General features: G+C 69.0%; 10 protein-coding genes and 1 riboswitch. Of the genes, 2 read left to right on the top strand and 8 right to left on the bottom strand.

Annotated features, from left to right (window positions below):
* The first annotated feature begins 16 nt into the window (after positions 1–16).
* Positions 17–463: a cupin domain-containing protein gene (locus tag FPV16_RS13305; protein ID WP_227438817.1), complete on the top strand. Its 447-nt coding sequence runs from the start codon at positions 17–19 to the stop codon at positions 461–463.
* 466 nt (positions 464–929) lie between these two features.
* Here FPV16_RS13305 and FPV16_RS13300 read toward each other — a convergent pair whose 3' ends face one another.
* From FPV16_RS13300 to FPV16_RS13270, 7 genes are all read right to left on the bottom strand, one after another.
* Positions 930–2,441: a PepSY domain-containing protein gene (locus tag FPV16_RS13300; RefSeq protein ID WP_227438815.1), complete on the bottom strand. Its 1,512-nt coding sequence runs from the start codon at positions 2,439–2,441 to the stop codon at positions 930–932.
* Positions 2,435–4,636: a TonB-dependent receptor gene (locus FPV16_RS13295; protein ID WP_227438808.1), complete on the bottom strand. Its 2,202-nt coding sequence runs from the start codon at positions 4,634–4,636 to the stop codon at positions 2,435–2,437. Before FPV16_RS13295 ends, FPV16_RS13300 begins: the two co-directional genes overlap by 7 nt.
* Before the next feature lie 300 nt (positions 4,637–4,936).
* A riboswitch (cobalamin riboswitch) is annotated at positions 4,937–5,136 on the bottom strand.
* Positions 5,137–5,233: 97 nt separating this feature from the next.
* The gene (locus tag FPV16_RS13290) at positions 5,234–7,618 is read right to left on the bottom strand and encodes a TonB-dependent siderophore receptor (protein ID WP_227438806.1); all 2,385 of its coding nucleotides are present in this window, start codon (positions 7,616–7,618) and stop codon (positions 5,234–5,236) included.
* A gap of 345 nt (positions 7,619–7,963) precedes the next feature.
* Complete coding sequence (fhuB, locus tag FPV16_RS13285) at positions 7,964–9,982, bottom strand: Fe(3+)-hydroxamate ABC transporter permease FhuB (RefSeq protein WP_227438804.1); 2,019 nt, start codon at positions 9,980–9,982, stop codon at positions 7,964–7,966.
* The gene (locus FPV16_RS13280; RefSeq protein WP_227438802.1) at positions 9,975–10,790 is read right to left on the bottom strand and encodes an ABC transporter substrate-binding protein; all 816 of its coding nucleotides are present in this window, start codon (positions 10,788–10,790) and stop codon (positions 9,975–9,977) included. The genes fhuB and FPV16_RS13280 overlap by 8 nt, the downstream gene beginning before the upstream one ends.
* A 70-nt stretch (positions 10,791–10,860) precedes the next feature.
* Positions 10,861–12,150, bottom strand: a complete 1,290-nt coding sequence (locus FPV16_RS13275) for an MFS transporter (protein ID WP_227438800.1) — start codon at positions 12,148–12,150, stop codon at positions 10,861–10,863.
* A 56-nt stretch (positions 12,151–12,206) separates the two neighbouring features.
* Positions 12,207–13,274: a siderophore-interacting protein gene (locus FPV16_RS13270; protein ID WP_227438798.1), complete on the bottom strand. Its 1,068-nt coding sequence runs from the start codon at positions 13,272–13,274 to the stop codon at positions 12,207–12,209.
* A 497-nt stretch (positions 13,275–13,771) separates the two neighbouring features.
* Here FPV16_RS13270 and FPV16_RS13265 point away from each other — a divergent pair, with 497 nt between their 5' ends.
* Positions 13,772–14,551 carry a GNAT family N-acetyltransferase gene (locus FPV16_RS13265; RefSeq protein ID WP_227438797.1) on the top strand — a complete coding sequence of 260 codons (780 nt, stop codon included), beginning with the start codon at positions 13,772–13,774 and terminating at the stop codon, positions 14,549–14,551.
* Positions 14,552–14,976: 425 nt separating this feature from the next.
* On the opposite strand, the gene FPV16_RS13260 is transcribed toward FPV16_RS13265, so the two are convergent.
* Positions 14,977–16,591 (bottom strand): alpha/beta fold hydrolase (locus FPV16_RS13260; protein WP_227438795.1); only part of this gene is annotated, 1,615 nt, incomplete at its 5' end.

Genomic DNA, 16,591 nt, shown 5'->3' with positions numbered 1-16,591 from the left:
AGCCCGAGGACGCACGATGGACAAGGATTCGACACCGGCCAGCACCGCCGCCCATGCGGTGTTCGACGTCGCCGCCGCCGTGGCGACCCTGCCCGAGACCTGTTCCACCATGGTGGCCGATCACCGCTTCGTCGACGTTCCGGCGGCAAGCGCCCGCGTGTTCCGGGTCTATTCGCCGACCCCGCCGCACAGCCACGCCTCCTGCGACGAATACCTCTACGTGCTCTCCGGCCGCTGCATGATGAAATTCGCCGACGAGCCGGCGGTGGAGGTGGGGCCGGGCAAGCTGGTGATGTTCCAGCGCGGCGTGGTGCATTCGGTGCCCGAGATCCTGGAGCAGCCGATGGTGTTCCTCTCCGTCGACACGCCCCGCCGCGAACCGCGCGACATCCGCTTCGTCTCGGACGGAACCGGCACCCCCGACAGCTTCATGCGCCAGTCGCAGCAGGCCCAGCAGCAATAAAGCCCGCTCTACCCCTCTCCCCGCGGGCGGGGAGAGGACGTCGTCCTCCCCTTGCCGGGAGGCGACGTGAGCCCGGCAGGGCGAGGGTGAGGGGGTCTCTCCGGGTGTGGCTCCTCCGGACGAGGCCCCTCACCCCCGGCTGCCGCCTCGCCGCGCCGACGACGGGGTCGTCGCGGCCCTCTCCCCGCGGGCGGGGAGAGGGCGTCGTCCTCCCCTTGCCGGGAGGCGACGTGAGCCCGTCAGGGCGTGGGTGAGGGGGTGACTCCGGATGTCGCTCCTCCGGACGAGCCCCCCCCTGTATCTGGAGGTTGGCGCCTCGCCGCGCCGGCGGAGCTGCTGGATTCCTACATTTGCTCGACGGCTGCGGCTCTATCCAAGAGAGCTCGGCATGAGGCGCGACGGGCTCCCTCTCCTGGAAGGCGAGGGTTGGGGTGAGGTGTGGTCCCTCTCCGGAGAGGTCACACACTCACCCTGTCCCTCGCCTTCCAGGAGAGGGGACCCGTGCTGACCGCGAAATGTGTGAAGGCCGTAGGGCAGCGGGGAGAGGAGGATGCGCGCCGGCCTTCAGGATCAGCCGCCGCCAGCCGATGACCAGCCCCGTGACCACCAAAGCTCCGGCGAGCAGGTTCAGCAGCCATTGCGCCGCGTCCCTCGCCGGCGGGTGGCCGACGAGGACCGGCAGGTCGAGGCGGTGGAGGGCGGTGAACAGCCAGCGGTTGGTCCGGCCCGACCGGTCGAGCCGGTTCAGGATCTCGCCGCTGCCCGGATCGATGTGAAGCCAGGTGGCGGCCGGGTCGGCGAAGCGCAGGCGCAAGACCGGGAGCGTCGCGCTCGTGAGCGGCGACCAGTAGAGGTCATGGGAATCTAGGCGTTCGACGCCCTCCAGCCTCGCACCCGCCATGGCGAGACCGGCCGCCGCCGCGATCCGAGCGGAATCGGGGACGTCTCCGATCGCCCGCATGCCGGCGCGGTCGCGCCCCATCGTGACCCAGCGTCCGCCGATCCGCGGGAGATGGAGGCCGAGGGGCGCATGCGTGCCGATCTCGCGCAGCCTCGCCAGATCCAGCCCGACCGGGCTGTCCGCCCCGGCATAGGCCGCGCGCAGGTCGGCGGGCGGCGCCAGGGAGGTGAACCAGCGGTTCGGGTTCATGGAGAGCCAGCCGCTGAGGATGAAGGTGGTGAGCCCGATCCCGCCCACGAGCCCGACGAGGTGGTGCCAGCGCGCTAGCCCGCGATAGGGCGTGACGCGCCCGTGCGCGTAGCGCCGCCTCAGGCGCAGGCGCCAGATCCCGAGGACGAGACCGGTGATGGCCGTGAAGGCGGCGATGCCAGAGAGCCACAGCACCACGTCGCGCCACAACTCGGCGCGGGCGCGCAGCGGCGTGAGATAGACCCAATGGGTGACGGCGCCGACCCAGTTCCAGCCGCGCGCGAACCGGGTCGTGTCGAGGACGATCTCGCCGGTGCTTTGCGAGACGTAGAGTTCGGTGCCGGCCGCGTCGTTCAGGGCGACCTTGTGGAAGGGACGCAGGGGATCGTAGCGGGCGGTCACCGTCCATTGGTCGCGCTCCACCTCCTCCACCGAGGCGGCGGGACCGGCCCCGGCGAGGTGCCGGGCCGCCTCGGCATCGGCCGGCCCCGCCGGCGTTCCGGTTCGCGCGGAGAGGGTGATGCGGCGGCCGTTGCCGGCCGACATCCGGTAGACCGGTTCGTCGCCGCGCATCTCCAGATCGAGGCTGCGGGGCATCCGGGTCTCACTCGACGCAGCCAGGGCCTCGTCCGGCGAGACCGCGACTTCCTCCCACGCCATCGGGCGAAGATGCGCGAGACGTTCGGCCTCCGTCAGGCTCGGAAACGGCACGTAGAGCATCACCAGCCCGGAGCCGATCCACAGGGCGAAGAGCAGCCCGGTGACGATGCCGAGCCAGCGGTGGCCGAGGACCAGCCACCGCTTCCCTCGTTTCAGCAGGCTCACCACGCGACGCTGTAGGCGACCTCGAAGGAGCGCGGTCGCCCGAGGATCCAATTGGTGCCGATGCCGTCCACGGCGTTGCCGCTGATGGCGTAGGTCTTGTCGAACAGGTTGTAGACGCGAAGGCTCAGGCGCGAGGCCGGGGTGACCTGATGGTCGAGGCCGAGATGGGCCAGGGTGTAGTCGGGCCGCGGCGCAGTGTTGGCGAAGTCGCTGAAGACCCGGCCGACATTCTGCAGCCCGATCCGGGCCTCCCAGTCACGGGCGAAGGCCCAATTGAGCCAGACATTGGCGACGCGCTCGGGCACGTCGATGGGCTGGTTGCCGGCATAGGACACCGCCCCCTCGCGGAACTCGTCGTATTGCGCGTGGAGCAGAGCGAGATTGGCGTCGATGCGCCAGCCATCGGGCAGGCGCAGGGCAAGCGCCCCCTCCACCCCGTGCGAGGATTGTTGGCCGACCTGGGTCGAGAGCGTGGGCTGACCCGGCACCGCCGAGATCAGGTTGTCCTTGACGATGCGGTAGCCCGCCACCGTCCATTCGAGGGCGCCATCGAGTGCAAGACCCTTGGCCCCGACCTCGATCTGTTCGCCGGTGGAGAGGTCGAAATTGGCGTTCGCTTGCGACAGGCTGATCAGGCTTCCCACCGGATCGGTGGCGGTGGCGTATTGCACGTAGAGCGCCGAATCCGGCGTCGGGTTGTAGACGAGGCCGAAGCGGTAGCTCAGGGCCTCGAACGCGCGCTCGAAGGTCGCCCCGGTTTGGAGGTTGCGGCGATGCAGGGTCGGCGCATCGAAGCGCACGCCGGTGAGGAAGGAGAGCTGGTCGCTGAGGATCAGCCGGTTCTCGGCGAAGACCGAAGCCTGGTTGGTGCTGGTGGCATAGGCCGGGCTCGCGCGGCCATTGGCCGGGAACAGGCCCGGATCGTAGTTGAACGGATCGACGCTGGTGACGAGGCTGCCGCCCGCGCTGGAGAAGTTGTTGGTGTGGCGGAACTCCACGTGGTTGACGTCGAATCCGATGGCGAACTCGTTGCGGAAGCCGAACACGTTGCCCTTGAAGGCCGCGTCGAAGCGGTTCCCGACCTGCTCCTGCTGGTGGTAGATTTCGAGGTAATCGGACCTGTCGATCCGTCCCGTACCACTGTTGAACCGGTACTGTTCGACATCGAGCCAGTGGCGCCGGCTCTGCAGGCGGTAGGCGGTGTTGCGGATGGTGATGTCGGCGCTCGGCGTCCACTCGGTCTTGAGCTGGGTCCAGTTGTCGGACCAGACGATCTTCGAACCGTCGACATTGTAGTTGTTGTTGCGCAGGGACTGGACGATCCGGCCATTGACCAGCGGCGTGCCCCAGTAGCGCGCGGGCTCCTGGTAGCCGAGATCGTGACTGAGAGTGACGGCGAGATCGGGGTTGAGCTGGAACAGCAGCGCGCCGGAGCCCGCAAGGTTGCGGAAGTCGCCGTTCGGGCTGGTCCAGCCGCCGTCGCGGTTGCCGCTGACATTGAGGCGGTAGGCCACCGCATCGCCGATGGGACCGCCGAGATCGACGGCGAGGCGCGCCAGCCCGTCCGAGCCGGTGGCGGCGCGGGCGGCATGGATCGGCGTGAAGCTCGGCTTCTTCGAGACGACGTTGACCACGCCGCCGATGGCGCCGTCGCCGTAGAGCACGGAGGCCGGGCCGCGCAGCACCTCGATCCGCTCCACGTTCCAGGTGTCGAACGGGAAGGTCACGGTGCCGGCGCCCACGAACAGGCGGGTGCCGTCATAGAGCTGCTGGATCGAGTTCGGCCCCGCAAAGCCCCGGCTGGAGAAGGCGCCGTTGCCGTTGCCGGGTGACGCGATGGTGGTGATGCCGGTGGCGTTCTGCGTCACCGCCTCGACCACCGTGTTCTGGCCCCGGATGCGGGCGGTCTCGCCGCTGATGACGTCGATGCTGGCGGGCGTCTCCAGGGGGGTCAGGCCGAGGCGGCTGGCGCTGCGGGAGGGCGTCGACAGGTTGAGGCCGACGGGGTTCGCCCGGGTGAGGCTGACCCCGCTCCCCTCCACGGTGAGCTGGTCGAGGGTGACGGTATGCTCGCCCCGCGCCGCCCCCGTGAGCAGGGTCGAGGCAAGGAGCGAGAGGAGGATGGGGCGGGCGGGTCTCGCCGCAGGGGACGGCAGGTTTGCGAGGCGATGGAGGCGGGGGGAGGTGGAAGACGTCATGATGTTCGGGAAAACCGGAGTGAAGGCAGGCCGGCGCCAGCGATCCGCTTCGATAGATCGTATGTTATAACGTTACAATAGCTCGATCGCAGGGCAATGGGCGCGACCGGGACCTGGCGGTCGGGCCGCGCGCCTCGGCGGGAACGAGAGGGCAACGGAATGAACGGGAACGATCGGACATCGCAGGCAGACGGCGGGCGCGGCTCAGCGCAGTGGCACGTCACCGCGAACGAAGCCGATGCGTTCGCGACATGCGAACGCCCCGACACCCCACCAGGACACCCCGCCCGATGCGTTTCGCGTGTGACCACGACTGACGGCAGGTCTCCTGGCTCGCGGGTCGCCGCCCTCTCATCGTCTTCCCAGGTGGATCACCCAGTGACGTGTTGATGAAGGACTCGCCGCTTACAGTTGCGGGGGCAGCCGCGGCATCGGACGCAAGATCCTCACCGCGTTCCCTTTTGATCCTCCAAAGAGGAACCGTCATCCTCAGGCTAGTCGAGGGCGGGAGACCGCGTCAACGACGTCACGGCAACAGCCCAAAAGAAAAGCCCCGGATCTTTCGATCCGGGGCCGATCTCATCGGATGCGTGTCGCCTACCAGCGGTAGGTGACGGAGCCCGTCACGCGACGGCCCTCGCCGTAATTGCAGCCGACAAAATTGACCTGCTGCGAGCAGGTGCCGACATAGACGCGGTCCGTGATGTTGTTGGCCGCCACTTGGAAGCGCCAGTTCTCGTAGGTGTACCGGAGCGACGCGTCGAAGAGGACGTAATCCGGCACGCGGATGTTGTTCTGGGGATCGCCGAACGATTCCCCGATGTAGCGGACACCGCCGCCGATCCCGAGCCCGCGGAACATCCCGGTCTGGATCGTGTAATCGAGCCAAGTGGCGGCGGTGAAGTTCGGCACCTGGATCGGCCGCTTTCCAACCGCGCTGGGATTGCCGTCCGGCGCATCGTCCTTCGTCACCTCGGCCTGCAGGACCGTGAGCGACGAGATGAACTTCAGGCCGTCGAGGAGGTCCACGGTGGCTTCGCTCTCGAAGCCTTTCACCTCGACTTCGCCGTTTTGGTAGAAGGCCTGCTGCAATGGATCGCTGGGGTTAAAGAACAGGGCGTTGGTTTTCTTCGTGTTGAACACGGAGAAGAGGACCGAGGTGGCTTGGCCCGGCGGCTGGAACTTGACGCCGGCCTCGATGGTCTCGCCGATCTCGGGCTTGGCCGGCGTGATGTTGTAGGTCAGCGGCACCGGACCGACACCGGGGACGACCGCGCTCGTGCTGTTCTGAAGGAAGACCGGAAGCACGTTGAACGAGCGGGCCGCCGAGACATAGGGCGTCAGGCCGTTATCGAAGAGATACGAGAGCCCGACGCGGCCACTATAGGATTGCGCGTCCTGGTTCGCACCGAAGCTCGTGGGAATCCCATTCGGGAACGGGATGGCGTTGAGCATTTGGCGCACGGTATCGATGACCGGGTTCTGGGCGTCGGTCTTCGTCGTCACCCAATCGTAGCGGGCGTTCATGCTGAGCAGCCATCGATCGTAGAACTTGACCTGATCCTGAGCGTAGACGCCCACCTGGTCCTGTTGCAATCGTGACAGGAGGGAACGCGGAAGTTGAGCGACAGGCTGGCCGTAGACCGGGTTGAGGATATTGAGCGGACCGACGAACGGACCGACACCGAGCAAGGCGAAGCTCGTGCCGCCGTACTGGTCACTCTTATTATTGATCTTGCTGTAATCGACCCCGAGCAGGGCGGTGTTCTTGATATTACCGAACTGCGCATCGTGCTGGATCTGGGTATCAACGGTGAAGACGCCGTAATCCTCGAGCCAGGTTTGAGCCTCGCGGGTCACGGTGTTGGGCATCGCCGGATTGGTGACGCCCGTGGAATAGATCGCATTGTAGTCGGTCGAGGCATGGGCGTAGCGCAGGTTCTGGCGCACGGTCCAATGATCGTCGAACCGATGCGAGAACTGGTAGCCGCCCTCGAAATGCTCGGCGAGGAAGCGCGAGAAGCCCGGCTCCCCTAGGAAGCGGCTGCGCATCTCCGACTTAAAGGGATTGCTGCCCCTGGTGTATTCGCGCGGAATGGCGCGGAAGGTGTCGCCGGTGCGGTCTCTCTGATAATTGCCGAGCACCGTCAGGCTGGTATCCGCCGAAGGCGCGAAGGTCACCGCGGGCGCGATGTAGATCCGGTCCAGCGGCGTGTAATCCACTTGCGTGCCGCCTTCGCGCAGCAGGCCGGTGATCCGGTAGAGGATCGTCTTCTCGGGGTTGAGCGGGCCGCTCAGGTCGAAGCCGAACTGCTTGCGGTTGAAGCTGCCATAGGAACTGAAGATTTCCCGCAGCGGCTCGACCGTCGGCTTCTTTGTGATGAAGTTGACGAGGCCACCCGGATCGTTGAGCCCGAACAGGCCCGAAGTCGGACCGCGCAGCACGTCGATGCGCTCCACACCGTAGGGCTCGATCGGGAAGCCGGAGAAGCTCGTCTGCGGCAGGCGCATCCCGTCCTTGTAGATGCCGCGCTGGGTCTGATCGAAGCCACGGATGATGAGCTGGTCGAAACGGCCATCCTGCCCCTGGGGCGACGCGATGATGCCGGCGCTGTAGGCGAGCGCGTCCGCGAGGTTCTCGGCGCCGCGATCCTCGAGTTGCTTCTGTGTCACGACGGAAACGGACTGGGGGATCTCCCGCAGGGTCGCGTTGGTCTTCGTTCCGGACGTGCTCCTGGGCACGACGTACGAATTGGCAGCCGTCACGCCGCCGCCATTGCCGCCTCCCGAACCAGTTCCCGAGCCCTGCACCGACAAGGTATCGAGCTGCACCGCCGCCGTGCCGCCCGCCGCGGCCTGGGCGAAGGCCTCCCCGCTCCACAGGGCGGGGGCCATGGCGAGCATCGCCACGGTGGAGACGCCGGCAAGACAGCGCACGCCACTCACGGTTTTGTGGGGGAACTTGCCGGGGGAGAGCAACATGCCATCAGACATAGAGAAGACCTTGATCGTCGAAAATACGGCACAGACTTGATCGTGACTGAGCGCGATGTCCTTGCCGATGCATCGCGTAGAACGATTCAAAAACAAAGACCGAGTCTCGGTAAGACAAATCCACACGGCGTCTTTGACAGCAAGGCGAAGTTGCGAATCGATGACCGAAGTTGTGACTGCGTTGCCTAAGGAGCACATTCCTACTTTGGAACAATTCGAGCCAAGAGCCTCGATGACATCGTTCCGGGAGACGCAGTGCCTCTCACAAAGCTCCCGTTGCGCCGTCGTGCTCCGGGCGCAATCCACCCTGACCGGGAGTTTCGTGGGGCACGCTCAGCGACGGGCCAGGAGCCACATCAGGAACGGGCCGCCGACGAGGGTCGCCACCAATCCGGCCGGCAGCTGGTAGGGGAAGAACGCCATCCGCCCGACGAAATCCGCCGCGACCATGATGAGCGCGCCGACGAGCGCCGCACCGGCGAGCTGCGGCGCCGCGCGGGTGAGGCCGGTCAACCGCGCCACTTGAGGCGCGACGAGGCCGACGAAGCTCAACGGCCCCGCCACCAGGGTCGCTGCGGTGGTGAGGATCGCCGCCACGATGAGGATGGCGAGGCGGCTGCGGCGAAGATCGAGCCCCAGCGAGCGGCCCGTCGGAGCGCCGAGGGGGAGGAGGTCGAGCCAGCGGGTCATCGCGGGAAGGCAGGCGGCCCCGAGGCCGAGGATTCCGAGGGCGGCCACGGCATCCTCCGGCGCCACCCGCGCCGTGGAGCCCGCCGTCCACCCGAGCAGCATCACCACGGAGGGATCGCCGCTGATCATCAGGATGGTGAGGAGGGCGCCAAAGCCTGTGGTGAGGCCGATGCCGGCCAGCAGCATCTGCTCGGGCGCGGTGTCGGCACGACGGCCGAGGCTCAGGATCGCCACGAGGGTCGCCAGCGCCCCGAGGCTGCCCGCGCCGAGGAGTGCCATCCGGTCCGGCGTGCCGAGGACGATCGTGATTGCGACGAGGCCGAGGGCGGCCCCGGAACTGATGCCGAGCACTTCGGGACTCGCCAGGGGATTGCCGGTGAGGCGCTGCAGCAGCGTTCCGGCCATGGCCAGCATCGCGCCGGCTGCGAGCGAGGCGGCGATGCGGGGCAGGCGCCAGGGCATCAACTCGTCGAGACCGGCCCCGAAGCTCCAGTGCCAGCCGGCCATGTCACGGCCGAGTGTCAAGGCGATGAAGACGAGGACGGCCAGCGACACCGCTCCCACGAGGACCAGGCGCCAGGGCCGTGCGATCCGGGCCGAGGCGCCGTCCTCCGGGTGATGCAGGGAGCCGACGCCGCGCAAGCGCGGCAGCAGCCAGAGCAGCATCGGCACGCCGACGAGGGCGGCGAGCGCCCCGGTCGGCACCTGCGCGATGGGGGCGAGCGCCAGCACCACGGAATCGGTGAGCCAGATCAGGGCCGCGCCCAGCAGGGGCGCGGCGACGAGACGGTCGCGCAGGGTGCGCGTGCCGGTGAGGCGGACGAGGATCGGCGCGGCGAACCCGACGAAGCCGATGACGCCCACCCCCGCCACCACGAAGCCGCCGAGCGCCACCGCGACGGCCACGGCGAGGAACCGGACCCGGCCGAGGGAGAGGCCGAGGCTTTTGGCGTTCGCCTCGTCGAGGTCGAGCACGGACAAGGGCCGTACCATCAGCGCCACCAGGAGGGCGGCCACAGCGAGGCGGGGCGCGAGATAGGCCGGGGCGCTCCAATCGTTCATGGCGAGCGACCCCGCCCCCCAGACGAACAGGCCGAACAGCCGCTCCTGGTGCAGGATCACGAGGAGGGTCTGGATCGCCCCGCAATAGAGCTCGACCACGAGGCCGGCCAGCAGCAGCGCGAGGGGGGCGAAGCCCCTGGCACGGCCAAGGGCGAAGACCGCGAGCACCGCCAGGGCGGAGCCCGAAAGCGCCACCGCCTCCCGTCCTTGCGAGAACAGGCCGGGCGCGAACAGGGACGCCAACGCCAAGGCGAGCTGCGCCCCGGCCGAGATGCCGAGCGTCGAGGGCGAGGCGAGGGGATTGCGCAGCACCTGCTGCAGCACCACCCCCGACAAAGCGAGGGCGGCGCCGGCGAGCCAGGCGGTGACGATCCGCGGCAGCACGCTCTCGTGCAGGATCACCTGGGCGATGTCGGTCCAGTCGGGACTCCACAGGGCCTTCAGGGCCGGGCCCAGCGCCATGTCGGCGGTGAGCGTGCGCAGGGTGAGGAGCCCGGCGACGAGGGCCACCGCGCCGATGAGGAGCGCCGTCCCGCCGATCCGCGACCGGCGCGGCGCGAGGGCCTCGAGGCGGGGCTCGGCCAGATCCACCTCAGCCACGGGGGCAATCCCGCTTGGCGAGATCGGTCATCAGCTCGGCGAAACGCGCGATGGCCGGCAGGCCACCGTAGAACCAGACCGGGGCCACCACGTCGACATGATGCTCGCGCACCGGCGGCAACGTCTGCCAGAGCCGGCTGCCGGCCAGCGCCCTGGCGGCGTCGGATTGGATCGGCCCGATATGGACGATGCGCGCATCGGCCGACCCGGTGGCGAGCTGCTCGATCCCCACCGCCGTGAAGCCGGAGGCGTTGCTGGCGCCGGTCCAGGCATTCGGGATGTGGAGGCGGTCGAGCACGGTCTGGAACAGGCTGGTGCGGCCGTAGACCACGATGTTGCGGTGATCGACGATCCAGACGAGGTAGGTCGGATGTCTCTCGGCCGGGCAGGCGCTCGCCGCCGCCTCGGCGAGAGTCGCCTCGGTCCGCGCCTCCAGGGCCTTGGCCTCATCGACACGGCCGAGCCGCAGGGCGATGCGCATGGTCTCCGCCTTCGCCCGCTCGTAGGGATCGCCCCCGGCATTGGCGATGGAGACCGCCTCCGTCGGGGCGATCCGCGCCAGGAAGGCCCCTTGCGTCGCCACCTGGATCGGGTTGGCGAGGATCAGGTCCGGCTTCAGGCTCGCCAGCACTTCGAGGTTCGGCTCCACCACGAGGCCGAGATCGACCACGCCCTCGGGGAGCGCCGGCGCCACCACGGTGCGGTTGTAGTTCCCGGGCTGTGTCACCGCCACCGGGACGATGCCGAGGCCGAGGAGCAGTTCCACCGCACTCCAGTCGAGGGCGGCGACGCGGGGCTGCGCGGGCATCTTATTTTCCGCGCGCGCGGGCAGACAGGCCAGCACGAGGAGGCAAGCCGCCAGACCGACAACGGCCCTTCTAGCGGACATCAACAGCAGCCAGGGCGAGATCGTCGGCCTTCCTTTTCCCCTCCGGTGCGAGGCTCGCATCCCGGAGGGCGGGCGTCAGCGCCGCGATGGCGGCGGTGGCGGCGAGGCACAGACCGCCCCCCGCCGCCATGGCGATCCGTGCCGAGGCGAGATGGGCCGTGGTCCCCGCCTGCATGCCGCCGAGCGCCGGGCCGATCGTCTCCTCCAGCACCCACAGGCTCGACACCCGGCCGAGCATCGCGTCCGGGGTCGCCCGCTGGATCAGCGCCGCGCGCAGGATGCCGGCGAGGCTCGCGGCTGCGCCGAGGGTGGCGAGGCAGAGGAGAGCCGGGACCATGCCGTCGCTGAAGCCCAGCACAATGCAGGCGCAGGCCCAGATCGCGACGCAGGCGACCAGCCAGCGCCCCGCGAACGGGCTCGCCCCCGCCCGGCCCGAGGCCAGGGCGCCGAAGAGCGCGCCGACCGAGGGGGCGGCATAGAGCAGGCCGATGCTGTCGGGCCCTTCGCCGAGCCCATGCGTCGCGAGTTCGGGCAGCAGCACGTAGGGTACGGCAAAGACCAGGGCGACGAGATCGACGAGGAGAAGGCTCAGGACCAGGGGCGAGCGGGCGATGTAGCGCAAGCCGCCCATGAAGCCGGCCTCGTCGGCGGCAAGGACGGGGAGAGGCGCCCCGGCGGACGGCCCGGCCAGCGGCGGCAGGGGGGGCAGAAAGGCGAGCACGATCGGGGTGATGCCGGAGATGAGCGCCACGATTCCGTAGCAGGCGACGAGGCCCGCGCCAGCGGTGATCGCCCCGGCCAGGAACGGCCCGGCGATGGCGCCCGCCTGCGCCGCGACCGCCGTGAGCGCGGCGGCCCCCGACAGGTGCTCGCGCCCGACGAGGGCCGGGGTGGCGGCCATGATCGCCGGCATGCCGAAGCCGAAGGTCGAGCCGCCGACCACCGCCGCCGCGTAGATCGGCCAGACCATCGGTTCGGCGAGGGCGGCGTTGGCCATGAGGATCAGGATGGTGAGGAGATGCGCCGTGCGCGACCAGACCATCACCGCGCGGCGGTCGTAGCTGTCGGCGAGCCAGCCGCCGACGATGAGCGCCAGCCCCATCGACGCGGCCACGGCGGCGTTGAGGAACGCCACCTGCAGCGACGACGACGTGAGCGCGTACATCTGCAGGCTCACGGCGACGCCGAGCACCCCGAAGGCGAGGAACGAGGCGGCCCGCGCCGCATAGAGCAGCTGGAACCCCCGGCTCGCGCGCAGGGGAGACAGGTCGAGCATCATGGTGCCATTCCGCCCCGGATGACGCTCTTTGATAGGACTTTCCTGGCGCTCACGCTTCAATCCTCGTCCTTGGCGTCTTCGTCGGCGCCGCGCCGCCAATAGGCCACGGCGAGATGCTGGTCACGGGTGAGGCCACAGCTCTTGCGCCAATGCGCCCGCAGGGCCTTGAACGCATCGAATTCCGAGCCGGCCCAGGCGAAGACCGTGCGATCCTTCGGGAACGGGATCGCCCGGACCGCATCCGCCAGCAGCGTCGTCGTGCCGGGCGCCGCGCCGTTGCGGTGGAGCCAGCGCAGTTCCACCCCGTCCGGCCGGTCGAGCGCCTGCTCGTCGGCCGGCCCGTCGACCTCGATCACCGCGACCCCGCCGACATGGCCCGGCAGCCGCCCGAGGATGCGACCGATGGCCGGCAGGCCGGTCTCGTCGGCGGCAAGACAATACCACTCCGCCGCGCCGACGCTGCGGCCGCCGGGGCCGAGCAGGCCGACCACGTCCCCGGCCTTGGCGCGCTTGGCGAAGGAGGCGCCGGGGCCGGCGTCGTGATGCATGACGAAGTCGATGTCGATCTCGCCCGCCGCCGCGTCGATGCGGCGGATCGTGTAGGTGCGCATGGAGGGCGCGCCCTCCCCCTGCGGCCAGACCGGGATGCCGTCGATCCCCGGCACCGGCCATTGCGGTGCATGGCCGGCGGGCGGGATGATGACGTGCACATGCATGTCGAACGCGTCGTAGCGCGCCAGGTCCGTGCCGACGAAGGTGATCCGGCGCATATGCGGCGTGAGATCGACGACGCGGCGCACATGGACCTCGCGCAGGCTCGGGATCGTCTCGTCCGCGCAGCCGTCGCCGGCCCAGACGATGGACGCGTCCGTGGCGCCGGGAAGCTCCTGGAGATGCGAGGCGAGCATGAACTTGACCACGGCGAGGGAGGTCTCGTCGGTGGCCTCCGCCTTCAGGGCGAGCAGGCCTTCGGCGGCCACGAGGGTGCCGGTGCCGACATCGAACTCGACCCGGCCGCGTCCCGGTTCGTGGAGCACGGGGATATCGTGTTCGAGGAAATGCTCGCACAGGTCCGCGATGTAACGCCCGGCATCGGCGAGGCGCACCTGGGCTTCGGAAGCCATGGCTGTCACGGGATGTTCTCCACGATGGCGGGGCGGCGCGAAGTCTGTCCGAGGATCGGCGGGTGGCCGTAAACGAGGACGGACGGACATGCAACGCAAAACAAGGTGATTGACTTCATCGGAGCACACCGGATCGATTATTTATAATTGATAGAAAAACCACCATCATAAGAATGCTTTCCACGCTTTCGTCACCGTGAGTTCGCAACCCGGCAACGCGCCGATCCTGATTCCGCGATCCCGAATCCGCGAGTGCAAAGCCCGCCACAGGCAGGCTAAAAATTCGACCTCTCGTATGCGCCGATAGGAACACACTCAGCCCGCATAGATAATCCCCCCCAGATTCTTATCGTTACATTTGCAAAGACGCCATATCTATCGGCTGAACGTCGACAAATTGGGGCGACATCCCATATCAGCACGCGAACGGCACCTGAATCCAGCAAGAAACAGGACGCGTCAGGTCTTGCCGCCATCGAACCAAGACGGGAGAATGCATGAACGATGTCGATTTTCGCGAGATGCTCGATGCCCATTGCCTGATGCAGGCGGGCTGCTACGTCTCGGACATCGAAACCACGCCGGATGGCGGGCGCTACCTCTGGTCGAACGCGATCCCCGAGCCGGGTTTCAACGTCGGCGTCGAGACCACGGACCTCGGCTGGGTCCGGGCGACCTCCGCGCGGCGCGGCCGGCTTCCGGCCCTCCTCGTCCACCAGGGCGGGGACGGGGACGGGGACGCGCTCGGCGCCCATCCGGACCTGCAGGCGGCCTTCCCGACACGCTGGATGCTGGGCGATTGCCGGGACGCGCAGGCGCCGGCCATGCCGGAGGGGCTGACCCTCGCGACGGAGGCGGCGGCCGCCCCCGGTGAGGGCTACCTTTCGGTCTGCGGCGGCCTCTACGACGATGCGGGCGTGAACGCGATCGCCGAGGCGGTCTTCCTGCCGGTGCTGCGCAACGCCCGGCCCGTCGAGGGGGTCGAGACGCGCCACCTCACCATCAGCGCGGACGGCGTTCCGGTGGCCTGTGCCTCGGTCTACCGGGCGGGTCGCCTTGCCGGGCTCTACAATGTCGGCAGCCTCGCGACGCGCCGCGGGCACGGCCTCGGCGCCCTGGTCACGCGGGCGGCGATGGCGAGCGCCCGACAGGCGGGCGCGGAGACGATGATGCTCCAATGCGTGGCCGGCGGCCATGTGGAACGGCTTTATGGCGGCCTCGGCTTCACCGTGGCGGCGAGCCCGACGCTGATGGTGTTCGCGCCGGGCGCGATCTAACGTCGATGGACCGGCTGCCCCCTCTCCCCGTCCGCGCCTACGGCATTCGCGCATGTCGCGGGTTGCGCGGCTCTCCTCCCCCGTGGATCTCGGGCCTGCCCGAGATCCGTCGAGCATGTGGGGAAGAGTTGGAGGTGGGGGTGTTGGGGTGCCCTGCGTGCTGCGGAGGCTGGCGGAGCCACCCCCACTTCTAATCTTTCTCCACAAGCCACCGGATTCACCCATTTGCTCAATGGCTGTTCCCTCTATCCAAAAGGGTTCGACATGAGGCGCGACGGGCTCCCTCTCCTGGAAGGAGAGGGTTGGGGTGAGGTGTGGTCCCTCTCCGAGGAGGTCACACACCTCACCCTGTCCCTCTCCTTCCAGGAGAGGGGACCCGTGGTGCCCGCGCGAAAGGGCGGTGCAGGCCGAGTGAAGCGGCTCGGTCATAATAGGGAAGCCGCGAAACTGTCGTGGAACATCGTGGAATCCACGATCTCCCGGTGGGTGACGTCGGGGATCACGGTCACCTGCTCCACCCGGTTGGAGTAGCGGCCCCAATCCACGTGGTTGAGGCCGCGCTCCACCGACTTGCCGGCGAGCCAGACCCGGATCGGGCAATCGAAGCCTTGCGCCCGGTAGCGGCGGTACAGCAGCGTGTTGTCGACGAAGGTCCAGAGTTCATATTCCTTGCTGCCGACGCCGGGCCCATCGAGGGGCAGCGGGTCGGGGGCGGCCGCCACATAGGCGAGGAACTGCTCGGTGAGTTCCGGGTCCATGCGCCGGAACAGGTCCTCCCAGTCGGCCCGCATCGGCGAGCGCTCCAGCCAGGACGCGACGCTGTCCTGAAGGCGGCGGCGATGCTCCGGCGTCAGCACCGGCAGGGCACCGACGGCAAAGCTCACATCGATGTCGCAGACGTCGAGCATGCCGACGAAGGAGAGATCGATGCGCGAGCCCAGCATCCGCGCCGCCTCGTAGGCGAGGACGCCGCCCCAGGACCAGCCGAGCATGGCGCAGGGGCGCCCGGCGCTCTCCTTCTCGATGATCTCCGCGTAGCGCGCGGCGATGTCCTCCACCGAGACGACGCTCTTGCGCGCATCGGTCAGCGAGTAGCAGACGAAGCCGGTGACCGGCTGGTCCGGCCCGAGGCGACGGACCAGGGGCGCATATTCGCGGGTGTTCACCATCAGGCCGGGGAAGCAGTAGAGCATGGGCCGATCGCCCGTCGCCCGCAGGCGCACCACCTGCGCGGTGCCGACGGAATCGGCGGTGAGCGCGGCGGCCAGAGCCTCGACGCTCTGGTTGTTGAAGATGTCGGCGATGGTCGGGCTGCGCTCGGGGAACGCCGCGCCGAGGGCGGTGAGCACGCGCAGGGCGGTGAGCGAGTTCGCCCCGGCCTCGAAGAAGTTCTGGTCGGGCGGGATGGCGGGGAGGCCGAGGGCCTTGGCCCAGATGTCGGCGACGATGGCCTCGGTGGGGGTGAGCGGGCGCGAGGCTGCGGTCAGCGCCTCGGCCAGGGGCGCGGGCTCCGGCAGGGCCGCACGGTCGAGCTTGCCGTTGGGCGTCAGCGGCAACCGCTCCAGCGCCACGATCCGGCTCGGCACCATGTAGTCCGGCAACCGCCGGGCCAGATCCGCCCGGATCGCGCCCGCGTCGAGGGTCGCACCCGGCGCCGCCACCGCATAGGCCACCAGCAGCGCACCCGCCGGGCCCTGGCGCAAAGCCGCCGCCGCCCCCGCCACGGTCTCCTGCGCCAGCAGCGCCGCCTCGACTTCGCCGAGCTCGATCCGGAACCCGCGCAGCTTCACCTGCGCGTCCGCCCGGCCGAGATACTCCACCGTCCCGTCCGCCCGCCAGCGCGCCAGATCCCCGGTGCGGTACAGACGCCCGCCGTCCCGCCCCGACAGGTCCGGGAACGGGTCGGGGATGAACCGGTCCGCCGTCTGCCCGGCCCGGCCGAGATAGCCCCGCGCCAGACCGTCACCGCCCAGATGCAGTTCGCCGGTCACCCCCACCGGCACCGGCTGCAGCGCCGCGTCGAGAATGTAGGCCCGCCGG

Origin of the sequence: Methylobacterium sp. W2 (assembly GCF_020662345.1) — a bacterium.
Classification (GTDB): domain Bacteria; phylum Pseudomonadota; class Alphaproteobacteria; order Rhizobiales; family Beijerinckiaceae; genus Methylobacterium.
Note: the sequence above shows the minus strand (reverse complement) of the source record. Positions and strands in the feature narration are given on the sequence as shown.

Excerpts from the sequence above, each read along its gene's own strand:
- FPV16_RS13305 (WP_227438817.1), top strand. The coding sequence starts at position 17 with ATGGACAAGGATTCGACACCGGCCAGCACCGCCGCCCATGCGGTGTTC.
- FPV16_RS13295 (WP_227438808.1), bottom strand. The coding sequence starts at position 4,636 with ATGACGTCTTCCACCTCCCCCCGCCTCCATCGCCTCGCAAACCTGCCG.
- FPV16_RS13290 (WP_227438806.1), bottom strand. The coding sequence starts at position 7,618 with ATGTTGCTCTCCCCCGGCAAGTTCCCCCACAAAACCGTGAGTGGCGTG.
- FPV16_RS13280 (WP_227438802.1), bottom strand. The coding sequence starts at position 10,790 with ATGCCCGCGCAGCCCCGCGTCGCCGCCCTCGACTGGAGTGCGGTGGAA.
- FPV16_RS13275 (WP_227438800.1), bottom strand. The coding sequence starts at position 12,150 with ATGATGCTCGACCTGTCTCCCCTGCGCGCGAGCCGGGGGTTCCAGCTG.
- FPV16_RS13270 (WP_227438798.1), bottom strand. The coding sequence starts at position 13,274 with ATGGCTTCCGAAGCCCAGGTGCGCCTCGCCGATGCCGGGCGTTACATC.
- FPV16_RS13265 (WP_227438797.1), top strand. The coding sequence starts at position 13,772 with ATGAACGATGTCGATTTTCGCGAGATGCTCGATGCCCATTGCCTGATG.